Origin of the sequence: Streptococcus parasanguinis (genome assembly GCF_000963275.1) — a bacterium.
Taxonomy (GTDB): Bacteria; Bacillota; Bacilli; order Lactobacillales; family Streptococcaceae; genus Streptococcus; species Streptococcus parasanguinis_B.
Map to the genome: position 1 here is coordinate 1,107,265 of NZ_JYOW01000001.1, position 22,132 is coordinate 1,129,396.

Below are 22,132 nucleotides of genomic sequence, written 5' to 3' on the forward strand. Positions count from 1 at the left end.
CACTATTCTAGAAAGGAGTCCTTATGAAAATCTATCGCACTGTTAATCCTGTAGCTTATGAAAACACCTACTACCTTGAAAATGACCACTCCCTCATTCTTGTCGATCCAGGTAGCGACTGGGCGACTATTCAAAAACAAATAGATCGCATCGGAAAACCAATTGTAGCGATTCTTTTAACCCATACGCATTATGATCACATTATGAGTCTTGAAAAGGTTCGTCAGACCTATCATTTCCCACCTGTTTATGTCCATTCAGCAGAAGCCAGTTGGTTGTCTTCTCCTGTCGATAATTTATCTGGTTTGGATCGTCATGCGGATTTAGAAGATGTGGTATGCAAGGAGGCCGACTTCCTTTATGACATTCGCTCCGATTACCAGATAGCTGATTTCCACTTTTATGTTCTGGAGACACCAGGCCACTCTGCAGGAGGAGTCTCCATCGTCTTTCCTGAGGATCACCTGGTTCTATCCGGTGACGCCCTTTTTCGCGAAACCATTGGACGGACCGATCTTCCAACAGGGAACGCGACACAGTTGCTTATCAGTATAAGAGAAGAACTCTTTTCCCTTCCATCTTCCTATACCGTCTATCCCGGTCATGGCCCTGAAACTTCTATTGGTCACGAGAAGATGTTCAATCCCTTCTTTAGACAATCTTAAAAAATCATGTATCCTCCTTCCTGTCCTAATAAAAGGATACAAAAAAGCAAGTATGAACTTGCTTTTTTATTATATCTTAAGAAAACGTCTCATGGAGATTGAAGAACCAATCGCTCCAATCAAAATTCCTAATCCAAAGAGGCCACCAACCATGATCGGTACCAAGAGATGAGGACTATAGAGATACAAGTTTTGGTCTGCCAAGTTATTGTTCATTGACGTATAGACAACATTATAAACATAGAAGACCAAAGCGGAAGGAACCAAGGCTCCCAAGAGACCGATCCAAGCACCTTCTAAAAGGAATGGTGCACGAATATAGCCATTTTTTGCTCCTACCAGTCGCATAATCTTAATCTCACGACTACGTGAAATGATGGTAATCCGAATGGTATTCGAAATCAAGAAGACTGCGATGAAGATCAATAAAGCTACACCAATCAAGCCCCAGTTTCGGATGAAGGTTCCAAGAGCAAACAAGCGTTGGGTATCGACCCCACCATCTTTAACCTCAGAAACTCCTTCAATTTTTTTAGCATCTGCTGAGACTTGCTTCACATATTTTGGAGCAGTCGTCTCTACATAATAAGCATCATAGAGAGGATTGGCATCTCCATCAAAAATCTTCCAGTTGTTCCCAGCCGTTTTGATCAGTTTATCATACTGTTCTTCCTTGCTAGAAAAATCAACCTTATCAACATGCTTCATGGCTGTCAGAGCATCGTAGACCTTATGGTAGTTTTCATTGGTCACGGTTTGACCGTCTTTTTCAATCTGCTCGCTCTGATCTTGAATATCCTTGCGCATGTATACTACAACCCGCACACTGTTTTGAATATCATCTGAAAGCTTGATGGTATTGGCAATAACTGAGGCGAAAATAGCAACCAAGCTAAGGGTAATCATAACCGAGCTGACCGCTGCAATCGTCATCCAACCATTTCGTTTCAAGCTTTTAAGCGATTCGATTAAGTGTCGGAAAAATCTTCTAATCATCGTATCCGTACTCTCCTTCCGCTTCATCACGCACTACACGACCATTTTCAATCGCGATGACACGGTGACGTAAAGTATTTACAATCTGGCTATTGTGGGTCGCCATCAATACTGTAGTCCCTTGCAGATTAATCCGCTCCAAAAGATTCATGATTTCCCATGAATTATCTGGGTCCAAGTTCCCCGTTGGCTCATCTGCAATCAAGACTTTCGGATTGTTGACGATCGCACGAGCAATCGCAATCCGTTGTTGCTCCCCACCGGACAATTCATTCGGGAATGAGCGGACCTTGTGTTTCAATCCGACAAGATCCAAAACTTCCATCACACGCTTTTTAATATTGCGACGGCGCTCACCGATAACTTGCATAGCGTAGGCAATATTTTCATAAACGGTTTTCTTTGGAAGCAATTTATAATCTTGGAAGACCACTCCCACATTGCGTCGCAACATAGGAATATCGCGTTTTTTGATTTTATCCAAATCAAAATCAGCTACTTTCAAACTTCCTTTATCGTGTTTGACTTCACGGTATAAAAGTCGAATAAAGGTCGACTTCCCTGCACCAGAAGGTCCTACGATGTAGGCAAATTCTCCTGGTTCAATTTGGACAGAGACCCCGCGAAGGGCCGTCGTCCCGTTGTCATACTTTTTGACAACATCTTTCATTTCAATCATTGACATGTAATGAAATTCCTTTCATTCTTTTCTGGTTGATTCCCTCTAGGTTATTGGAGACGCCATTTAAGGTAGGCATCGATAAAGCCATCGATATCTCCATCCATCACCTTGTCCACCTGCGCTACTTCGTAGTTGGTCCGGTGATCCTTCACCATGGTGTAAGGGGTAAAAACATAGGAGCGGATTTGACTTCCCCAGGTGATTTCTTTTTTATCCCCTTTTAGAGAATCCACTTCTGCTGCTTTTTTCTCTTGCTCTAATTGGTAGAGTTTAGCTTGCAACATCTTCATCGCACGATCACGGTTCCCGTATTGAGTCCGATCCACGGTGGACGCCACTACAATCCCTGTCGGAATGTGGGTCAAGCGCACCCCTGTAGAAACCTTGTTAACGTTTTGTCCACCAGCTCCACCAGAGCGGAAGGTGTCCATCTTGATATCATCATCACGAACTTCGACTTCGATAGTATCGTCTAATTCGGGCATGACCTCAACAGACGTAAAGGAGGTATGACGACGTTTAGCGGAATCAAATGGAGAGATCCGAACCAAACGGTGAACCCCCATTTCAGATTTCAGAAGACCGTATGCATGTGGCCCTTCAAAGGATAGAGTTACAGACTTGATTCCAGCCTCATCTCCAGCCTGATAGTCCAAGACTTCAACCTTGAAGCCATGAGCATTCCCAAAACGAGTATACATCCGAAGAAGCATGTCGCCCCAGTCCTGAGCTTCTGTTCCTCCTGAACCTGGGTGGATTTCTAGGATGGCATTATTATTGTCATAGGGTTCAGACAATAGCAAGGTCATCTCATAGCTGGTCATACGTTTATCCAGCTCCTCCAACTTCTCGATCAATTCTTCCTTGGCCGAATCGTCTTCTGCCAAAAAGTCCAGTAAGATTTCTGACTCATCAAAGAGATCCACCATTTGATGGAAATTTTCATAAGTCTGCTTGAGTTCATTTAATTCTTGAGATGTTTTTTGCGCAGCAATGTTATCATCCCAAAAATCAGGTTCTGTCATTTTATTTTCTAAAATGGCAATTTCTTCTTCCAACGCCTCTAAGTCAAAGAGACCCCCTGAAAGAAGCTAATTTTTCACGATTTGCGTCAATTTTTTGACGAATTTCTGAAATGTCCATAAGTACCTCTTTCTATGTATCTAGTCTATTATATCATAACCTTCACTATTTTCCCACCTTCCAATATTGGATCTACTGGTTGACCACTGCCAAGCCAGCTGATTTTCAGCATTTTTTCTATTCATTTGTAACCTAATTGTTAGAAAAAAAGATCCTCTTATGCTAGACTGGTAGCATGACAACAGTAGCTTTTATGTCCGATTTACATATTGATTCAAACAACTTCGGCAAAGAAGAATTAGAGACCCTGATCACTCTTTTCAAGGACAAAAAAATTCAACATCTCCATATTGCAGGAGATATTGCCAACGGCTTTGAAAAGACGTCACAGGAATTTTTAGACCAACTCCGATGTCACCTTCCAGTGACCTTTAGCCTAGGAAATCATGATATGCTGGGCCTATCAGAAGAAGCCATGAGACCTTTTGAATTTCAAAAAATCCCCTTCTCCAATCATACGCTTCTTGCCTTTTCGGGCTGGTATGACTACAGCTTTGTTCCTGCCATCTCTCCCCAAAAACATCTCCAAACCAAAAATCTATTTTGGTTTGACAGACGCCTCCAACGAATGGGATCTGATCCAGCCATTACCCAACGTCTGTTGCAAGAGCTGGAACAAGAGCTCATGCAAGTGGATCAACCCTTGATCATCGCTATGCACTTTGTGCCTCATAGTCAGTTTCTCCTGCGCCACCCTTATTTTGAACGCTTTAATGCTTTTCTAGGGAGCCAAGCCTTTCATGAACTCTTTAGACAATATCCTGTCAGAGATGTGATTTTTGGTCATAGCCACCACCGAATGCCAGCAACAACGATTGACACGATCACCTATCATGCCAGACCTTTAGGCTATGTCCGAGAATGGGATCTTTGCAAACAATTTTTCGAAGCTTTTCCTGAATATGATTTTCCAAAACGATACGATCCCTACAAACGCTATCGCAGAATCAAAGACCTTCCTGAATTTAAAGCATATAAGAAAAAACAACTGGCTCATGATTTCTCTCAAGCCATGACCATCCTTGAACTATAATAAAAAATTGGTCCCTCTGGGACCAATTTCAGATTGAAGACAAAGTCATCTAAAAACTTTCCTTAGGTGAGTACGGACGTCAGCGAACTTCTACGAAGTTCCATGACTTAGTTTTGGGCCCAAGGTTCCAAAACTTCCGAGTGCTAGAAACAATCTTGTTTCTAGCACTTTTCTCACGGCGGAAAGTTTCAGTAGATGATTGAATAACTCTAACAGATAATTTTTTTGTCTTTATAGAATTTATTAGATTTGCAAAGAAGAACGTTTTATCTACGCTCTCAAAATTGTTCCTCCGAAATCATTTTTTTACTCTTCTGTATCCAAGAGATTTTTTGCAACGATTGCAGCCAGAACACCACCGACAATTGGAGCCAAAATAAAGATCCAAATTTGTTGAAGGGCTGCACCACCAACAAAGAGGGCAGGTGCCAAGCTACGAGCTGGGTTAACAGAAAGTCCTGTAATGTTCAAACCAACAAGAATAATCAAAGTCAAGCTCAAACCGATCACAAGACCAGCGATCTTGCCATTACCTTTGGTAGCTGATGTCACTGTCATGATGACTAAGATAAAGATAAAGGACGCAATTACTTCAAACAAGAATCCGCCAAATGGAGTCACACCCTTCGCTAGGGCATTTTCACCAAGACTAGCTGTTGACATACCTGAATTTGACAAGAGGAAGAGAACTGTTGCAGATGCGAGAACCGCACCCACTACTTGCGCTGCAATATAATTAACCAAGTCCTTTGAAGACAAGCGTTTGTTCACAAACATGGCAATCGAAACAGCCGGGTTCAAGTGGGCACCCGAAACAGTCCCAATTGAGTAAGCTGCTGCAACAATGGATAAACCGAATGCCAAGGCAATTCCTAAATGTCCCAGACCTTCTGTTCCATTTCCAAAAACAACTGCGCCAGTCCCGATAAAGACAAGCATAAATGTGCCGATTACTTCAGCAAAAAACTTTTTCATAAATAAGTTTCCTTTCTTCAAACTGTTGACTAGTTTATCAAAAATCCACACCTACCTCAAGAAATATGCCCAGTCTATTTTGCCTGCAAAAAAAGCCATCCGGAGATGACTTTTTTTATGTTTAAATGGCGTTTTTATCTTTTCCAAGTGCACGTTGAACGGCTTTAACAATCTCAACAAGAACAACAATCAAGAGCGAACCAATCATAACAGCTAACCATTGTGTCAAGCTTAAATGAGAGACATGGAAGAGTTTGTTAAATCCAGGGACAATGATGGTCGCCATCAAGAGAACAAAGGCAACTGGAATCGACCAGTTAAAGGTCTTGTTCTTGAAGAGTCCCACTTTAAAGATGGATTGGTAAACCGATTTAACGTTAAAGGCATGGAGCAATTGGATCAAACCAAGAGTTGCAAAGGCCATGGTCAAAGCATCTGCATGGATTTCGGCACGAGTCGCATGTTCTGGAGAGAGCAAGGCCCAGCCATAAACACCAAGAACTAGCATGGTTTGGAAGATTCCTTGATAAAGAATAGCTCCAAAGACCCCACCGTCAAAGAAGTTAGATTTACGTCCACGAGGTTTGTGGGTCATAACACCTGGCTCAGCAGGTTCCACACCAAGAGCGATGGCTGGAAGCGTATCGGTTACCAAGTTGATCCAGAGAAGATGCACTGGTTGAAGAACATCCCATCCAAAGAGGGTTGCAAAGAAGATGGTGAAGACTTCAGCCATATTGGCAGACAAGAGGTATTGGATAGATTTTTGGATATTGGAGAAGACCTTACGTCCTTCTTCTACCGCTACGATAATGGTTGCAAAGTTATCATCTGCAAGGACCATGTCTGAAGCTCCCTTAGAAACTTCTGTACCTGTAATCCCCATACCGATACCGATATCAGCTGTCTTAAGTGATGGTGCATCGTTGACCCCATCACCAGTCATGGCAACAACTTTTCCTTCATTTTGCCAAGCTTTCACGATCCGAACCTTGTGTTCAGGTGATACACGCGCATAGACAGAGTATTGCTTGAAGACTTTTTGGAATTCTTCATCAGTGAGTTCATTCAACTCAGCCCCTGTGAAGACATGGTCTTCTGTATCATTTGGATCGATGATTCCAAGACGTTTGGCAATCGCTTCTGCTGTATCTTGGTGGTCACCCGTGATCATGATAGGGCGGATACCCGCTTCCTTAGCGACACGAACCGCTTCTGCTGCTTCTGGACGCTCAGGGTCAATCATACCGACCAAACCAGCGAAGATGAGGTCAGACTCAACAATTTCAGATTCCAAAGTTGGGATTTCCTTGCTTGTCTTATAAGCCATCATCAAGACACGAAGGGCTTGTTTAGCCAAGTCTTTGTTGGTAGCAAGGATAGCTTTCTTATCTTCATCCGTGATAGAACGAACTTCCCCATTAACTTCAATACGCGTCACACGTTTGAGCAATTGGTCAGGCGCACCCTTGACAGCGATAAAGTATGAACCATCTGCTTCCTTGTGGATGGTAGACATGAGTTTACGATCAGAGTCAAATGGCAATTCAGCCACACGAGGCTCATCCTTCAAGACTTCACGAACGTCAAAGTTGTGGTCCAAACCAAACTGTACCAAAGCAGTCTCTGTTGGGTCCCCAATCAACTTGCCAGATGGATCCACCTTGGTATCATTGGCAAAGTTCATGATGCGAAGCGTATTGTTGCTTGCTCCAATTTCGGTTGCTGCACTTTGTAATTGACCGTTGGTATAGACTTTTTCAACCGTCATTTGGTTCATGGTCAAAGTACCTGTTTTATCAGATGCGATGATTTCTGTTGAACCAAGTGTTTCAACGGCTGGCAATTTACGAACAATCGAATTGCGTTTGGCAAGGGTTGTTGTTCCCAAAGAAAGAACGATGGTTACAATGGCAGGAAGTCCTTCTGGAATGGCCGCAACCGCAAGGGCTACCGCAACCATCAAGCCTTCCAATGGATGCTCTCCACGAACGAAGACACCAACTAAGAAAGTAATGACCGCAATCACAACAATTAAGTAAGTCAAGGCTTTAGAGAGTTGTTCCAAGCTTTGCTTCAATGGTGTTTCAGTCTCATCGGCATTAGCCAACATATCTGCAATCTTACCAACTTCTGTATACATACCAGTGTTTGTTACGACACCAATACCACGACCATAAGTTACGTTCGAGTTTTGGTAACCCATATTAACGCGGTCCCCAATACCAGCATCTGCCTCAACAAGACCAGTTACATCTTTTTCAACTGGAACCGATTCCCCTGTAAGAGCTGCTTCTTCGATCTTAAGAGAAGCTGCCTCTAACAAGCGCATATCGGCTGGAACCACATCTCCAGCTTCCAGAAGAACGATGTCCCCAGGGACCAATTCTTTGGAATCAATTTCAATCACGTGACCATCACGGCGGACACGCGCTAATGGACTAGACATGTTTTTCAGTGCTTCGATAGCTGCTTCGGCTTGTCCTTCTTGGTAGACACCAAAGGCTGCATTCAAAACAACAACGGCTAAGATGATCATGGCATCTGTAAGGCCGTCCATTCCTTCTGTGATCACAGAGAGAGCTGCGGCGATCAGCAAGATGATAATCATCAAATCTTTAAACTGATCGATAAACTTAGACAAGAGGCTACGTTTTTCACCTTCGTCCAGTTCATTATGACCATAAGTCGCTAAACGTTCTTGAGCTTGAGCAGTTGACAAGCCTTCAATTGAAGAGTCCAATTCCTTTAGAACTTCTTCTTTACTCTGTGTATAAAACAAAGCTTTATTTTGTTCTTTTGACAAAATAATTTCCTCCTTATAGCTTTCTACTAGGTCTCTTTTGCACAAAAAAGAGACCTGTTTGAAAAAACAAGTCTCGCCGTTTAATATAGTGCCGGAAATAATTTCGTAATGACGACACTATCGCGGAAAACCGCCAGCTACTCCCTTGAGTGGTTTTATTATACCATTTTTATAGAATAAAGCAAGCGGGATCTCGAATAATTTAATGAGGATTATTCTTCCCATTCCACCAGTAATTGATAATTGGCAAATTCCTGTTCTCCATCGAGAGTTAACAAGCGATAAGAGACTTGCAAATGACCTGCTTCTAATTGAAAGAGGTCTGTTGTAATCAAAAACTGCTGAATGCCCATCGGAGTTGGGATGATTGCCCCACCATCTTCATTTTTGTAGAAACGCATGATGGATTTAGGACTTGAGAATCGTGTCATGACCAATTCATCGTTGGAAAATTTCAAAGCAACCTTTTCATCTTCTTCATTGGTATACAAGAGATATTGAAAACCTGCTTTTTCCTTCCATTCACCTTGATAGTACTGATCAACGATTTCCATTTCTTCTCCAAATCGAATGGTATTTTGAATGCGAATCTGCATCTTTGTCTCCTTCTCTTCTTTTCTTGCCTTACTATTCTATCAAATTTTACGCATTTTGACTGCCCCTATTAGCCTCTAGATCGCAAAATAGGCTTTTTTTTGCTATAATAGACCCATGAATGAAAAAGTCTTTCGCGATCCCGTACATGATTACGTTCATGTGGATCATCCCATCATTTATCAATTAATTAATAGTAAAGAATTTCAACGACTACGGCGCATCAAACAACTGGGGACATCTGGTTTTACCTTCCACGGTGGGGAGCATAGTCGTTTTTCTCACTGTCTTGGCGCCTATGAAATTTCAAGACGCATTCTGTCCATTTTTGAGGAAAAGTATGCAGAGCAATGGAATTCTGATGAAAACTTACTGACCATGACAGCCGCTCTTCTTCATGACATTGGACATGGTGCCTATTCTCATACCTTCGAAGGACTGTTTGGGACCGATCATGAAAAGATGACCCAGCTGATCATCACCAGTCCAGAGACGGAGGTCAATCAAATCCTCTTACAAGTGGCTCCTGATTTCCCAAATCGTGTAGCCAGCGTCATTGATCATACCTATCCCAATAAACAAGTGGTGCAATTAATTTCTAGTCAGATTGATGTGGACCGGATGGATTATTTACTGCGGGATGCCTATTTTACGGGTGCTTCCTATGGAAAATTTGACTTGACCCGTATTTTGCGCGTCATTCGACCGATTGAAAATGGCATTGCCTTCCAACAAAATGGCATGCACGCTGTCGAGGATTACGTGGTCAGCCGTTACCAAATGTATATGCAGGTCTACTTCCACCCGGCTACTCGTGCCATGGAAGTCCTCCTTCAAAATCTTCTCAAACGAGCTAGAACCATTTATCCAGATCAGAAAGAGTATTTTCAACTGACTTCACCTCGCTTGATTCCATTTTTTGAAGAAGAGGTCACCATTCAAGACTACCTAAATCTAGATGACGGTGTGATGAATACCTATTTCCAAGTCTGGATGGATAGTCCGGATACCATCTTGTCTGATCTTGCTCAGCGATATATTAATCGGAAAGTCTTTAAATCGATTCTATTTACAGAAGATAAACGAAAAGACTTAGCAATCCTTGAAAAACTGATTAAAGAGGTTGGCTTTAATCCAACCTACTACACCGCTATTCATCAAAATTTCGATCTGCCCTACGATATTTATCGACCAGAGCTTGAAAAACCACGGACCCAGATCGAGATGATCCGAAAAGATGGGAGTCTCGCTGAATTATCTCAGTTGTCTCCACTCGTCGCTGCTTTAGCAGGAACTCGCTATGGGGACAACCGCTTCTATTTCCCAAAAGAAATGCTGGAGGTTAATGGACTTTTCAGTAAGCAAGTAGAAGAATTCACTTCTTACATTACCAATGATTATTTTACAGGAGAGACGGATGTCCATTAAATTAGTTGCGATCGATATCGATGGTACACTCCTCAATTCAAAAAAAGAGATCACACCTTCCGTATTTGAAGCCATTCAAGATGCTAAAGCCGCAGGCGTTAAAATCGTGATCACAACCGGTCGTCCTATCGCAGGGGTCTCAAAACTTTTAAAAGAACTCCATTTGATGGAACCTGGAGACTATGTCATTACCTTTAATGGCGGTCTGGTGCAAGAAACTGCTACTGGAAAAGAACTCATCAAAGACCTTTTACATTATGAGGACTATCTCGATATCGAGTCTCTTGCTAACAAACTCCAAATCCACTCTCATGCTATTACTAAAGACGGCATCTATACCAGCAATCGCGATATCGGACGCTACACCATTCATGAATCTCAACTGGTCAATATGCCCCTTTATTACCGGACGCCTGAAGAAGTTCGTGAGAAAGAATTTGTCAAGGCCATGTATATCGATGAACCAGATATTCTAGATGCTGCGATTGCAAAAATCCCTAAAGAATTCAAGGATCGCTTCACTATGGTCAAATCAGCCCCTTTTTATTTAGAAATTCTAGGGAAAACAACCAATAAGGGATCAGCTGTTCTTCATCTAGCTGAACGACTTGGAATTCAGCAAGAAGAAACCATGGCCATCGGAGATGAGGAAAATGACCGTTCCATGCTAGAAGTCGTGGGACATGCCGTCGTTATGGAGAATGGCAATCCAGCTCTTAAAAAAATTGCTACAACTATTACCAAATCAAATGATGAATCTGGCGTTGCATACGCCATTAGAAAGTGGGTATTATAAGAAATGTACCATTACCAGCTAGGAATTTCTGCTAGTGAGCATGATGACTTTGTTATTCAGAGTGACCAAACTAATCTCTTACAAAGCAGCTCATGGGCAAAAATCAAAGATAATTGGGGAAATGAACGGGTTGGTTTTTATCAAGAAGACCAATTAGTCGCTGTTGCTAGCATCTTGATTCAACCCCTGCCACTTGGCTTTTCCATGCTCTACATTCCTCGAGGTCCAATCATGGATTACCAAAACAAAGAGCTGGTTTCATTTGTGATCCAGTCCCTTAAAAAGATAGCCAAACAATACAAGGCCTTGTTTGTGAAATTTGATCCAAGTCTTTTCTTGAGTAAACACTTGATTGGACAAGAAAAGACGGAAGCTCCTACTGTGCAAGCGATGATCGACACCTTAACTAAAGAAGGGGTTGAATGGACTGGCCGAACCAGTGATATGGCAGAAAATATCCAACCACGCTTTCAAGCAAATATCCACAAAGAGTTTTTCACCGAGCAAGATCTTTCAAAATCTACTCGACAAGCCATCCGAACTGCTCGAAACAAAGGAATCCAAGTCCAATTTGGCGGAACCGAATTGTTAGAGGACTTTGCTTCTCTCATGAAAAAGACTGAGGCTCGTAAAAGCATTCATTTACGTGGAAAAGACTACTACGAAAAACTGCTCACAACCTACCAAGGACAATCCTACATTACCTTGTCTACGCTAGATCTCGAGAAACGGAAAACCTCCCTTACAAAAGATCTTGAAAAAAACAAGGCAGAGGCTGAAAAATTCACAGAAAAAACAAAGCCTGGCAAGGTTGAGAATAACCAAAAAGAAAAAGAGCGGATAGAGGAAGAACTGCAATTTCTTGAACAGCATCTCCAAGCAGGTAGACAGATCGTTCCTTTATCTGGGACCTTAACCCTTGAATTCGGTGGGACGTCTGAAAATGTTTATGCAGGGATGGATGAAGAATTTCGCCGTTACCAACCTGCTATCCTCACCTGGTATGAAACTGCTCAACACGCTTTCGACCGTGGTGCTTCTTGGCAAAATATGGGGGGCATTGAAAATTCACTCGATGGTGGTCTCTATCATTTCAAATCAAAATTTAATCCTGTCATTGAAGAATTTGTTGGGGAATTCAACCTCCCAACCAGTCCACTCTATCCACTTGTAAACAAAGTCTACAAGATCCGGAAAAAATTAAGGAGTAAATAAGTTACATGACTCTTACGACAATTTCAAAAGAAGAATTTACCTCATTTGCAAATACTGTCACCCATCGCTCTTTTATCCAGTCTGCTGAAATGGCAGATCTGCTTGAAAAGCGAGGAAATACCGTCCAATTTATCGCTTGGAAGCAAGAAGATCAAGTCCAAGTGGCAGCGATCTTGTACAGTCTTCCTATGACAGGTGGTCTCCATATGGAAATCAATTCTGGCCCCCTTTACCAAGAGGAAGCTATGCTAGAACCTTTCTATGCAGCTTTAAAAGACTATGCGAAAGAAAATGGGGCTATTGAACTAGTTATCAAGCCCTATGATACCTATCAAACCTTTGACAGTGACGGCAATCCAACCAGTGAAGAGCAAACTCATTTTATGGATACCCTAAAAAAACTGGGCTATCAGCATGATGGTTTAACAACAGGTTATCCAGGTGGAGAAGGTGATTGGCACTATGTGAAAGATATGGAGGGCATCACCGAAAAAAATCTTCTCAAGAGCTTCAGTAAAAAAGGAAAGCCACTTGTCAAGAAAGCTAAATCTTTCGGTATTGAACTGAAACGATTAAACCGGGATGAACTACAACTCTTTAAGGATATTACTTCCTCTACCAGTGACCGTCGCGACTATCAGGATAAGACCTTGGATTATTACCAAACTTTCTATGACAGTTTTGGCGACAAAGCAGATTTCATGATCGCAACACTGAACTTCCACCATTACTACACGAATCTTGAAAAAGACCAAGGAAAACTAGCTCAGAAGATTGAGAAATTACAGAAGGATCTTGAAGTCAACCCCAATTCAGAGAAAAAACAAAATCAACTTCGTGAATTCTCTAGCCAGTTTGATACCTTTGAGGTGAGAAAGAAGGACGCAAAAGAATATATTGAAAAATATGGAGATCAAGACGTCATTCTTGCAGGTAGCCTCTTCGTCTATCTGCCACAAGAATCCACCTATTTATTCAGTGGCTCTTATACAGAATTTAATAAGTTCTATGCTCCTGCTGTTCTCCAAGAATATATGATGCTTGAAACCATCAAACGTGGTATCCCAAGATATAACTTCCTTGGTATTCAAGGAATCTTCGACGGGTCAGACGGTGTGCTTCGTTTCAAACAAAACTTCAACGGCTACATCGTCCGTAAGATGGGGACCTTCCGTTATTACCCAAGTCCTCTGAAATACAAACTGATTTCTCTCATTAAGAAACTATTAGGACGTTCCTAACTCAAAGGGAGTGGGAAAGAACTCCGTAAAATAAAAAAAGTTGAAAAGGTTCCCCAAACATTTTCAATCTTCCCACCCCCGCATAGCTTCAACAGTCTGGGAGACTGTTGAAGGTTGTGGATAAAGGAAACTTTGTTTCCCTCATTAGGTCATCTTTGGAGCTTAAAAGGCGAACAAAGATGCCAATCAACCACTGCGTCTTACACTTACTCCTATCAAACATCAAAGGCTGGACAGTTTTTGCCCAGCCTTTTTCTACTATAAAAAAGGCGAGAAACCTCTCGCCTTTTAGATGTCATTATTTAACAAAGTCAAGCAATGCCAAGAAGCTTTCTGGATCAAGTGATGCACCACCCACAAGAGCTCCATCAACGTCTGGACAAGCCATGTATTCAGCAACGTTTTCAGGTTTCACTGAACCACCGTATTGAACACGTACTTTGTCAGCCACTTCTTGACCAAAGTCAGCAGCTACAACGTCACGAACAACTTTACACATTTTTTGTGCGTCGTCTTGTGAAGCTGATTTACCAGTACCGATCGCCCAGATTGGTTCGTATGCGATAACTGTTGAAGCGACTTGCTCTGCAGTCAATCCTGCAAGAGCAGCTGAAACTTGAGCCCCTACGAATTCTGCTGCTTTACCAGCTTCGTAAGTTTCAAGGCTTTCACCACAACAGATGATTGGAAGCATACCGTTCGCAAAGATTGCTTTTGCTTTTTTGTTGATATCTTCATCAGTTTCATGGAAGTAGTCACGACGTTCTGAGTGACCGATAACAACGTAGTCAGTACCGATTTCTTTCAAAACTTGTGGGCTAGTTTCACCAGTGAAGGCACCAGCATTTTCAAAGTAAGTGTTTTGGGCAGCAACTTTAAGATTTGAACCTTTAGCAGCAGCAAGTACAGCTGTCAAGTCAACTGCAGGAGCTGCGATACCAGCTTCAACAAGGTCAGCTGAAGGAAGTTTTGATGCTACAGCTTCAACGAATGCTTTTGCTTCTTCTGGATTTTTGTTCATTTTCCAGTTACCAGCGATAAATGGTTTACGTGACATTTCACATACCTCTTTTTTCTAATTTTATACTACTATTTTACCATAATTTTCGTCATAATGAAAGGTTGCACAAGCTCATTTTACTTTTTACCAAAATAAAAACCCCGTCTTCACGGGGTTTTCTGTCTGTCTATATAATTGTTAATCTGGGAACTAGATCGAATTAAGCTTCGATTTCAGTAACCATACCTGAACCAACAGTACGTCCACCTTCACGGATTGAGAATGTAGTACCTTGTTCAACGGCGATTGGGTGGATCAACTCAACGTCGATAGTCACGTTATCACCAGGCATTACCATTTCAGTTCCAGCTGGAAGTTCGATAGATCCAGTTACGTCAGTTGTACGGAAGTAGAACTGTGGACGGTAGTTGTTGAAGAATGGAGTATGACGTCCACCTTCTTCTTTAGTAAGGATGTAAACTTCACCTTTGAATTTAGTGTGTGGGTTGATTGAACCTGGTTTAGCGATAACTTGTCCACGTTCGATTTCATCACGTTGGATACCACGAAGAAGCACACCAACGTTATCCCCTGCAAGACCTTCGTCAAGTTGTTTACGGAACATTTCAACACCAGTAACAACTGCTTTTTGGATTTCGTCTTTGATACCAACGATTTCGATTTCGTCGTTGACACGAACAACACCACGGTCGATACGTCCTGAAGCAACTGTACCACGTCCAGTGATTGAGAATACGTCTTCGACTGGAAGAAGCAATGGTTTGTCAGTATCGCGTTCTGGTTCTGGGATGTACTCATCAACAGTATCCATCAATTCCATGATGATGTCTTCATATTTAGAGTCACCTTCAAGAGCTTTAAGAGCTGAACCTTGGATAACTGGAAGGTCATCACCTGGGAAATCGTATTCTGAAAGAAGGTCACGGATTTCCATTTCAACCAATTCAAGCAATTCTTCATCGTCAACCAAGTCAACTTTGTTCATGAAGACGATCAAGTGTTTAACACCAACCTGACGTGAAAGAAGGATGTGTTCACGTGTTTGTGGCATTGGTCCGTCAGTTGAAGCTACTACAAGGATAGCTCCGTCCATTTGAGCGGCACCAGTGATCATGTTTTTAACGTAGTCCGCGTGTCCTGGAGCGTCGATGTGAGCGTAGTGACGTTTAGCAGTTTCGTACTCAACGTGTGCAGTGTTGATGGTAATACCGCGTTCGCGTTCTTCTGGAGCAGCATCGATAGACGCATAGTCTTTAGGTTGGTTAACTGATGAAGGCAAGCGACGTGCCAAAACAGTTGTGATTGCTGCAGTTAGGGTAGTTTTACCGTGGTCAACGTGTCCGATTGTACCGATGTTAACGTGCGGTTTACTACGATCGTATTTTTCTTTTGCCATTTGAGTAAAAGCCTCCAATAAAATATATTTTATAGATAGACAGTAGGCAATACAGTCTAACTTTCCTTACTATTCTATCGAATTTTAGATAAAATTGCAAGCCTTTTACCTATATTTTCTTAATTATTCCTCTTCTTTTCTTTTATTTTATCAGCTTGCTGAAAGATCCTGTTCTAACTTTGAAAATTCTCATTTAAAATCTTCTATTCAAGCCCAATACGTACCTTTTGCGCCTTTGGGTTCAGGGAATAAAAAAATCGGAACAGTCGTTCCGATTTTTTTAACCTGAATTACGTAATCCTGTAGCCACTCCATTGATCGTAATATGGATTAGCTTGTCTTGATCGGCTGGTAATTGGCCGGTCCGTTGACGTCGAATCAGTTCTAACTGAATATAGTTCAAGACGTTAAAGTACGGCATCCGATAGTCCAAACTTTCTTTCAAATAAGGGTTCTCCGCGAGCAACTCGTCTTGTTCCTCAATCATCAAGATGATGTCCTTGGTCAATTGCCATTCATGTAAGATAATCTGATAGATATTGCGAACTTCTTCTTCTTCACACAATTGAGCGTACTCAAAGGCAATATCCATGTTGGCTTTGGATAAGACCATGTCCACATTTGACAAGAGAGATTGGAAGAAAGGCCAGTTTTTATACATGTATCGAAGGGTTTCGATATTCTCAGGATCCTCATCGATAAATTCCTTAAAGCTAGAACCTACTCCGTACCAACCAGGGAACATCACCCGACTTTGTGACCATGAGAAGACCCATGGGATAGCACGCAAACCACCGATTTCTGTAATGGTCTTACGAGCAGCTGGACGTGAACCAATATTAAAGCTTGAAATTGCTTTGATCGGACTTGATTCAAAGAAGTAGTCATAGAAGTGCTCATTTCCAAAGACCAAATCACGATAGATATCGTAACTGCGATTCACGACTTTATCCATGACTTCCCCGAAACGATCAAACATAGAGAATGGACTCTTTTGTTCGGCAATCATTCGGTTAATGGTTGCAGAGACGAGCATCTCAAGGTTGTAGTAGGCAGCATCTTTATTTCCATATTTATTGCCGATCACTTCCCCTTGCTCAGTTAAGCGGATACGGTCATTAATGGATTTCAACGGTTGAGACGTGATGGCTTCATAAGTAGGACCTCCACCACGGCCAACAGTACCACCACGACCATGGAAGAAGGTAATCTTCACTCCAAACTCATCTCCGATAGCGGTCAATTGTTGTTGGGCTTTAAAGAGGGTCCAACAAGAAGACAAGTATCCACCATCTTTGTTGGAATCAGAGTATCCTAACATAATCTCTTGGTAGTTGTTCTTAGAAGCAATCCAACGTTTGGCAATCGGAAGAGACAAGTAACTTCTCATGGTTTCTTCTGAATGATCCAAATCTTCGATCGTTTCAAACAAAGGTACGATTTGAACGCGAGCTTTTTCCGTATCGACTAAGCCCACTTCTTTCAACATCACAGCCAATTCCAACATATCTGACACACTTGTTGCATGAGAAATGATGTTTTGACGAATGACTTCTTCTCCTAAACGATCCTTCAATTCACGGGCCGTTTGGAAAATCGCTAATTCTTTTTCAAGCAGTTCAGATTTTTCAGCATGGGTTGCTGATAAAATACGTGGGTCTTCTAAAAGTTCTTTCAAGAGAACTTGACACTTTTCATCCTCTGATAAATCAGAATAATGGTCATTAATTCCAGCTGATTTCAGCAATTCTGCCACACAGGCTTCATGCACACTCGAATCCTGACGCATATCAATAGAGGCCAGATAGAATCCAAAAACATCGATGGCTTCTAGAAGTTCTGCAAATTCACCAGAAATCAAATACTCTGATTTGTTTTCTAACAAGGAATCTTTGATCTTTTCAAGGTCTTCTTTAAATTCTTGAGCAGAGGCATAAGCTGGAGCTTCTTTCTCAGAAATTTTCTTTAGAGCTCCAGAGATACGATTGCCGATATAATCAGAAACTGGCCCTTGTTGATGAGCATTTGCTCCTAATAACCTCTCGACAGCATAACGATCTTCTCTAGTTTCTCCCACCATCGTCCATTCTTTTAAATTGACCAAAGTTTGGATCAATTTTGATTGGATATAGTGGAAAGCCCGACGGTAAGGTTCTTTTTCACGAAAGACGGATGTATCACTTGATAGGGCTGCCATTTCAGCTACTGCTTCACTTGTTTTAGAAAGACTCGTTGAAAGGGAGAAATGACGGTATAACTTAGAAATCTTTTCGATGTAATAGTTCAAAATGACTTCGCTTTGAATAGTTGCTGAACGCTTCAAGGTCTCAGCTGTTACAAACGGATTCCCGTCCCGGTCTCCCCCAATCCACATGCCCATTGTGATCGGACGTGGTTGTTCAAGCTCTAATCCATGCTCTTTTGCCAAGCGTTTGTATTCCAACATCAGGTTTGGAACAGCTTGTAAGAAAGAACTATTGTAATATTCCATGACGTTGGTGATCTCATTGGTAACCTTCAATTTTTTGTCACGAATCATATCCGTTTGCATCATGATTTCGATATTACAACGAAGGTTGTTATACCACTTATTCTCATTCATTAAACCAGCTTTAACATCCCGGTGCTGACGAAGAAGAGCATGAATATGATTGGTTAGATCCAGCATGGTTTTTCGTTGCACTTGAGTTGGATGGGCTGTTAAAACAGGTACAATATTGAGATTTTCAAGAATTTCTTGTGCATCTTCATTTTTCGCAACTTCTTTAATGGTTGAAGAAAGTTTTCCGAGGTATTCACCATCCACATTATTCAAATGATTGATTTCATAGGCTAAATCGACATCTTCTGAGATGTTAATCAAGAGTGGTAAAATGGCAAAATAACGTGAAATCACTGTCATTTCTTCATTTGTCAATTGTTCCACTATTTGATTTAACTCACGATAGTTCTGTGTTTTTGATAGATCCTTCAACTGCGTAATTTTATCAAAGGTTTCCGGACGAACCAAATTTTTCGTAATATCATCTAATAAATTGGTTAAGATTTCGGCTTCTACTTTGATAATATCTTTATTTGTGAAATTCTCTAATTTTTGTAAGACCATTTTTTCTCCTTTTTGAATAGCCATTCAACAATTCCCTTTTAATAATAAGGTTTGATTTTACCTTTTTCTTCAAAAACCATGCCTTCTTGTTCCATCTTGGCCCGTTTTTCACTAGCGTCGATATTCAAAACGAAAGCAATCGCTACGGATAAGACCCATAAGCTATTTCCCCCTTGGGATAAGAAGGGGAAGGTCACTCCTGTAGACGGAATCAAACCAGAAATTCCTCCGATGTTAATGAAGGTTTGCACTAAGATCATCCCACCGATCCCAATGGCCATCATCGAATTAAAAGGATTCTTTGCTCGAATACCGACTAAAATGATCCGAAGAATTAAGAAGAATAAGAGAGCAAGGATCAAACTAGCTCCAACAAAACCTAATTCTTCAATCACAATCGCAAACACAAAGTCTGTGTGCGCTTCTGGTAAGTAACCTTGTTTTTCAATGGAATTTCCTAGCCCCAAGCCAAACCAACCACCGTTACTCATGGCATAGTAGGAATTAGCTAATTGGTGACCTGCGCCAGACAAATCATTAAAGGGGTTAAAGAAGGCACTAAAGCGTTTGGCTACATAACCAAAGACTGGAATTTTAGCGACACGGTCCACACCGATGATCCATATTGAACCAAGGACAATGGTGGATGCCCCAACAACCAAACCAAGTAAAGAGGTAAACCAACGGTAGCCCACTCCACTAGCCGTAATCATGATCAAGACCGTTAAGGCCAAGATCGTCGCATTTCCCAAGTCCGGCATAATCACAACGATTCCAATCAGAATCAAGGTCAGCCAACGCCAATCGTTTAAATTCCTTGGAATCCATTCATTGTGGGTCAAGGCTTGATAATCATAATCGCGTATCTCGTCTTGTCGTTTAGAAAAGATCAAGGCTAGATACCAGACTAAGATCACCTTGAGGTATTCAGCCGGCTGGATACTAAAGCCTCCAGGAATCGTCAACCAACCGTGAGCTCCATTGACGGTATCTGTGATAAACCTAGACAAAATCAACAAAATCACTTCAGCAAAAATGACAACAGCCAGTACTTTTTTATTTCGAAGGAAATCTAAGCTAAATTTATAAATCAAGGCGATGGTTAGGAGACTTAGGATGAAAAAGAGCCCCTGTGTCCGGACCATCCGAATCGAACTCACTCCACTTTGAATTGCCAAGGCACTTGTTGTCGAATAGACAACAATCAAGCCAATGATGGATAAAATCAAATAGGGAATGAGAATGGAATAATTTAAAAGATGTCTTTTTTCAATTTTCATAATTCACCATATTCCTAATGTTCAACCTTCATTATATCATTTTTAAGAAGCAAAACCAAGGAAAGGCCAGAAAAGATTCGGCTTCTTCCCTATTTTCAAGAAATATTCTGATCATTCTTCTTATTTTCATATATTTTTATCCTTTTTCGATGAAAAGATTCCTTTTTTTTGAAAATAATGGCTGAAATCAGCATCTTTTAAGCATTAAGTTTTGCCTTTTCGTTTTTTTTACGGTAAAATGTTTCTGTATGAGAAAAAGGATAAAACCCGTTGTTCTCTTAGTCTTTTTTATCGGTATCATTTCTTTTCTCGTTCTTTCACGAACGATTGCCGATCTTCAAGCCAGAGAGCAACAAGAAACAACTAAAACCATTCCGAACTCCAATACACCTCGAAAAACAACTACTGCAAGCTCTTCTTCTAAAAAAGAAGAAGACATCAATCCAGAACTGGTTGGCCGCCCGATCATTGATATCTCAGGCTGGCAATTGCCTAGTGAAATTGATTACGATGTCCTCTCCCAAAATGTGGGAGGTGTGATCGTTCGTGTCCATAGTGGGGCTCAAGCTAAAAAGGAAAATGCAGCAACCTACTTAAATGGTCTGGATAAATCTTTTAAAACCCATATCCAAGAATTCCAAAAACGAAATATCCCTGTCGCAGTCTATGCTTATGTCGCTGCTAAGGATAAAAAAGAAATGGAAAAAGAAGCAGAGGAATTTTACAAGGCTGCTTCTCCTTACAAACCGACCTACTATTGGTTAGACGTTGAGGAAAAAACCATGAAGGATATGAACGCAGGTGTTGAAGCTTTCCGAGCAAAACTACAAGCTTTGGGTGCAAAAAATATTGGACTCTATATCGGAACCTACTTCATGGAAGAACATAGTATCTCCACTGATAAATTTACGGCTCTTTGGATTCCTACTTATGGATTTGATGATGGCTACTATAATGCCGCGCCAGATACCAACACGGAATACGACTTGCATCAATATACCTCTCAAGGGCAATTAAATGGATTCTCACACTACTTGGATCTCAACCAAATTGCTCCGACGCAAGACCAAGAAGCGATTTATCGGAAACTTTTCAAGGTACAAAAAGATGGCTCTTCCTCATAGCCTTAAAACAGCAGATCAAGTGGTTTTCACTTTTTCTGCTGTTTTCTATTTTTAAGGAGAAGACAATATCGTCGCTATTATATGTTATAATGGTCTAATGAAATCTGATTTTGTAGAGAAAAAGAGAAAAGGAGAAAGCCATGGCAAAAAAAAATAAAGTGAAAAAAACCTTAGTCGAGCAGATCTTGACTAAAGCAAAAATTGAGCACGTAGGCTTACAAATCAACGCTTTAGAAGGGATCTTACCAGAAGGGATTGATCGCTCTACTATTTTCAAAACCCTAGCTCTCAAAGGAGATAAAACAGGGCCTGTGATTGGGATCATTCCTATCACGGAGCATCTTTCAGAGAAAAAATTGGCCAAATTATCGGGCAATAAGAAAGTGGCTATGATTCCTCAAAAGGATCTCGAAAAAACAACTGGTTATATTCATGGGGCCAATAATCCGGTGGGCATTCGTCAAAAGCATTCTTTCCCAATCTTTATCGATGAATCAGCCCTTCAGTTAGAAACCATGATCGTATCTGCTGGGGAAATCGGCCATAGTATTCAAATCAAACCACAACTTCTAGCAGACTTCGTACAAGCGACTTTTGCAGATATTTTAGAATAATGACAGAGAAGGAGACA

At 41.3% G+C, this 22,132-nt stretch carries 18 protein-coding genes; 8 read left to right on the plus strand and 10 right to left on the minus strand.

All coding sequences use genetic code 11. From position 1 onward, the window contains the following. Positions 1 to 23: 23 nt before the first annotated feature. The gene (locus tag TZ97_RS05460; protein WP_045759668.1) at positions 24 to 665 is read left to right on the plus strand and encodes an MBL fold metallo-hydrolase; all 642 of its coding nucleotides are present in this window, start codon (positions 24 to 26) and stop codon (positions 663 to 665) included. A gap of 69 nt (positions 666 to 734) precedes the next feature. Here TZ97_RS05460 and ftsX read toward each other — a convergent pair whose 3' ends face one another. The 3 genes from ftsX to prfB form a co-directional block, all read right to left on the minus strand. Continuing rightward, the gene (gene ftsX, locus TZ97_RS05465) at positions 735 to 1,661 is read right to left on the minus strand and encodes a permease-like cell division protein FtsX (protein ID WP_042759907.1); all 927 of its coding nucleotides are present in this window, start codon (positions 1,659 to 1,661) and stop codon (positions 735 to 737) included. After that, entirely contained in the window at positions 1,654 to 2,346 is a 693-nt protein-coding gene (gene ftsE, locus TZ97_RS05470; RefSeq protein WP_003008021.1) for a cell division ATP-binding protein FtsE, read from the minus strand. Before ftsE ends, ftsX begins: the two co-directional genes overlap by 8 nt. Positions 2,347 to 2,390: 44 nt before the next feature. Continuing rightward, a protein-coding gene (prfB, locus tag TZ97_RS05475) for a peptide chain release factor 2 (protein ID WP_152620215.1) occupies positions 2,391 to 3,486 on the minus strand; the annotation gives its coding sequence in 2 pieces (ribosomal slippage) (positions 2,391 to 3,413 and positions 3,415 to 3,486; 1,095 coding nt in all). A 175-nt stretch (positions 3,487 to 3,661) separates the two neighbouring features. On the opposite strand from prfB, the gene TZ97_RS05480 reads away from it, so the two are divergent. After that, positions 3,662 to 4,519: a metallophosphoesterase gene (locus TZ97_RS05480; RefSeq protein ID WP_045759669.1), complete on the plus strand. Its 858-nt coding sequence runs from the start codon at positions 3,662 to 3,664 to the stop codon at positions 4,517 to 4,519. Positions 4,520 to 4,825: 306 nt separating this feature from the next. Here TZ97_RS05480 and TZ97_RS05485 read toward each other — a convergent pair whose 3' ends face one another. From TZ97_RS05485 to TZ97_RS05495, 3 genes are all read right to left on the minus strand, one after another. Further along, on the minus strand, positions 4,826 to 5,494 hold the full coding sequence (locus TZ97_RS05485) for an MIP/aquaporin family protein (protein ID WP_045759670.1): 669 nt from the start codon (positions 5,492 to 5,494) through the stop codon (positions 4,826 to 4,828). Between the two features lie 121 nt (positions 5,495 to 5,615). Next, positions 5,616 to 8,300: a cation-translocating P-type ATPase gene (locus TZ97_RS05490; protein ID WP_045759671.1), complete on the minus strand. Its 2,685-nt coding sequence runs from the start codon at positions 8,298 to 8,300 to the stop codon at positions 5,616 to 5,618. A 212-nt stretch (positions 8,301 to 8,512) separates the two neighbouring features. Next, a complete protein-coding gene (locus tag TZ97_RS05495) occupies positions 8,513 to 8,896 on the minus strand; it encodes a YwiB family protein (RefSeq protein WP_003008038.1) in 384 nt (127 codons plus the stop codon). Between the two features lie 115 nt (positions 8,897 to 9,011). Here TZ97_RS05495 and TZ97_RS05500 point away from each other — a divergent pair, with 115 nt between their 5' ends. Genes TZ97_RS05500 through TZ97_RS05515 form a run of 4 tightly spaced genes read left to right on the plus strand, consistent with a single transcriptional unit; the run spans position 9,012 to position 13,574 of the window. Beyond that, a complete protein-coding gene (locus TZ97_RS05500; RefSeq protein ID WP_013903868.1) occupies positions 9,012 to 10,322 on the plus strand; it encodes an HD domain-containing protein in 1,311 nt (436 codons plus the stop codon). After that, entirely contained in the window at positions 10,312 to 11,118 is an 807-nt protein-coding gene (gene yidA, locus TZ97_RS05505; RefSeq protein WP_045759672.1) for a sugar-phosphatase, read from the plus strand. The genes TZ97_RS05500 and yidA overlap by 11 nt, the downstream gene beginning before the upstream one ends. A 3-nt stretch (positions 11,119 to 11,121) precedes the next feature. Beyond that, positions 11,122 to 12,333: an aminoacyltransferase gene (locus TZ97_RS05510; protein ID WP_031574026.1), complete on the plus strand. Its 1,212-nt coding sequence runs from the start codon at positions 11,122 to 11,124 to the stop codon at positions 12,331 to 12,333. A 5-nt stretch (positions 12,334 to 12,338) separates the two neighbouring features. After that, positions 12,339 to 13,574, plus strand: coding sequence for an aminoacyltransferase (locus tag TZ97_RS05515; RefSeq protein ID WP_045759673.1), 1,236 nt, complete (start codon positions 12,339 to 12,341; stop codon positions 13,572 to 13,574). Between the two features lie 298 nt (positions 13,575 to 13,872). On the opposite strand, the gene tpiA is transcribed toward TZ97_RS05515, so the two are convergent. The 4 genes from tpiA to ftsW form a co-directional block, all read right to left on the minus strand. Next, positions 13,873 to 14,631, minus strand: coding sequence for a triose-phosphate isomerase (tpiA, locus tag TZ97_RS05520; protein WP_003008052.1), 759 nt, complete (start codon positions 14,629 to 14,631; stop codon positions 13,873 to 13,875). Between the two features lie 163 nt (positions 14,632 to 14,794). Continuing rightward, on the minus strand, positions 14,795 to 15,991 hold the full coding sequence (gene tuf / locus TZ97_RS05525) for an elongation factor Tu (protein ID WP_003008055.1): 1,197 nt from the start codon (positions 15,989 to 15,991) through the stop codon (positions 14,795 to 14,797). Positions 15,992 to 16,271: 280 nt separating this feature from the next. Further along, positions 16,272 to 19,097: a phosphoenolpyruvate carboxylase gene (ppc, locus tag TZ97_RS05530; RefSeq protein WP_045760203.1), complete on the minus strand. Its 2,826-nt coding sequence runs from the start codon at positions 19,095 to 19,097 to the stop codon at positions 16,272 to 16,274. A gap of 38 nt (positions 19,098 to 19,135) precedes the next feature. Beyond that, on the minus strand, positions 19,136 to 20,377 hold the full coding sequence (gene ftsW, locus TZ97_RS05535) for a cell division peptidoglycan polymerase FtsW (protein WP_045759674.1): 1,242 nt from the start codon (positions 20,375 to 20,377) through the stop codon (positions 19,136 to 19,138). 248 nt (positions 20,378 to 20,625) lie between these two features. Between ftsW and TZ97_RS05540 the strand changes: the two genes are divergently transcribed. Both TZ97_RS05540 and TZ97_RS05545 read left to right on the plus strand, forming a co-directional pair. Then, positions 20,626 to 21,501: a GH25 family lysozyme gene (locus TZ97_RS05540; protein ID WP_045759675.1), complete on the plus strand. Its 876-nt coding sequence runs from the start codon at positions 20,626 to 20,628 to the stop codon at positions 21,499 to 21,501. Between the two features lie 140 nt (positions 21,502 to 21,641). Further along, the gene (locus TZ97_RS05545) at positions 21,642 to 22,115 is read left to right on the plus strand and encodes an aminoacyl-tRNA deacylase (RefSeq protein ID WP_024055351.1); all 474 of its coding nucleotides are present in this window, start codon (positions 21,642 to 21,644) and stop codon (positions 22,113 to 22,115) included. Positions 22,116 to 22,132 lie beyond the last annotated feature (17 nt).

Excerpts from the sequence above, each read along its gene's own strand:
- TZ97_RS05460 (WP_045759668.1), top strand. The coding sequence starts at position 24 with ATGAAAATCTATCGCACTGTTAATCCTGTAGCTTATGAAAACACCTAC.
- ftsX (WP_042759907.1), bottom strand. The coding sequence starts at position 1,661 with ATGATTAGAAGATTTTTCCGACACTTAATCGAATCGCTTAAAAGCTTG.
- ftsE (WP_003008021.1), bottom strand. The coding sequence starts at position 2,346 with ATGTCAATGATTGAAATGAAAGATGTTGTCAAAAAGTATGACAACGGG.
- TZ97_RS05480 (WP_045759669.1), top strand. The coding sequence starts at position 3,662 with ATGACAACAGTAGCTTTTATGTCCGATTTACATATTGATTCAAACAAC.
- TZ97_RS05485 (WP_045759670.1), bottom strand. The coding sequence starts at position 5,494 with ATGAAAAAGTTTTTTGCTGAAGTAATCGGCACATTTATGCTTGTCTTT.
- TZ97_RS05495 (WP_003008038.1), bottom strand. The coding sequence starts at position 8,896 with ATGCAGATTCGCATTCAAAATACCATTCGATTTGGAGAAGAAATGGAA.
- TZ97_RS05500 (WP_013903868.1), top strand. The coding sequence starts at position 9,012 with ATGAATGAAAAAGTCTTTCGCGATCCCGTACATGATTACGTTCATGTG.
- yidA (WP_045759672.1), top strand. The coding sequence starts at position 10,312 with ATGTCCATTAAATTAGTTGCGATCGATATCGATGGTACACTCCTCAAT.
- TZ97_RS05510 (WP_031574026.1), top strand. The coding sequence starts at position 11,122 with ATGTACCATTACCAGCTAGGAATTTCTGCTAGTGAGCATGATGACTTT.
- TZ97_RS05515 (WP_045759673.1), top strand. The coding sequence starts at position 12,339 with ATGACTCTTACGACAATTTCAAAAGAAGAATTTACCTCATTTGCAAAT.
- tpiA (WP_003008052.1), bottom strand. The coding sequence starts at position 14,631 with ATGTCACGTAAACCATTTATCGCTGGTAACTGGAAAATGAACAAAAAT.
- tuf (WP_003008055.1), bottom strand. The coding sequence starts at position 15,991 with ATGGCAAAAGAAAAATACGATCGTAGTAAACCGCACGTTAACATCGGT.
- ppc (WP_045760203.1), bottom strand. The coding sequence starts at position 19,097 with ATGGTCTTACAAAAATTAGAGAATTTCACAAATAAAGATATTATCAAA.
- ftsW (WP_045759674.1), bottom strand. The coding sequence starts at position 20,377 with ATGAAAATTGAAAAAAGACATCTTTTAAATTATTCCATTCTCATTCCC.
- TZ97_RS05540 (WP_045759675.1), top strand. The coding sequence starts at position 20,626 with ATGAGAAAAAGGATAAAACCCGTTGTTCTCTTAGTCTTTTTTATCGGT.
- TZ97_RS05545 (WP_024055351.1), top strand. The coding sequence starts at position 21,642 with ATGGCAAAAAAAAATAAAGTGAAAAAAACCTTAGTCGAGCAGATCTTG.